The sequence below is a fragment of the Xenorhabdus sp. NBAII XenSa04 genome (assembly GCF_963866145.1).
Lineage (GTDB): Bacteria > Pseudomonadota > Gammaproteobacteria > Enterobacterales > Enterobacteriaceae > Xenorhabdus > Xenorhabdus indica.
Genome location: NZ_CAWMEB010000353.1, coordinates 1 through 420, shown reverse-complemented (window position 1 = coordinate 420; position 420 = coordinate 1). Strand labels below are relative to the sequence as shown.

The 420-nt window shown below is 50.5% G+C and carries 2 pseudogenes; both read left to right on the top strand.

The features are described 5' to 3' along the window. A pseudogene (locus AAC147_RS12225) lies at nucleotides 1-246 on the top strand (TIGR03759 family integrating conjugative element protein); the annotation flags it as partial. Next, a pseudogene (locus AAC147_RS12220) lies at nucleotides 222-420 on the top strand (integrating conjugative element protein); the annotation flags it as partial. The pseudogenes AAC147_RS12225 and AAC147_RS12220, both read left to right, overlap by 25 nt.

The following is a 420-nucleotide window of genomic DNA, read 5'->3' as shown; positions in this document are numbered from 1 at the left end:
GACACCCGCTTGACTGAAGTACTGGCGGCAAAGCAGCCGGTGGATATCTATCTGGTCGACAGTCAACGTAATGATGACATCTTACGGCAGTGGGCTAAAACGCATCACATTCCCCTTGAACAGGTCCGTAACCGACACATCACCCTGAATCATGATGCAGGATACTGGTTCCGGTTTGGTAAGGGACTGATGCCGGTATTATTGCGGCAGGGGGAACAGGGATGGCAGGTCACGTCATTACCATGAAACGGGTGAGCGTATTCCCCATTATCGGCCTGTTATGGATGACTCCCTGCCATGCCGAACTGAACGTGATTGCTGATTTGGGTGGTAAAGATGCCTCGCTCTTTTATGAAAGCATTAATGCCCAGCCGGATCATCGTTCTGCACAATCATACTCTTTCTTGTCAGAAGTGACGG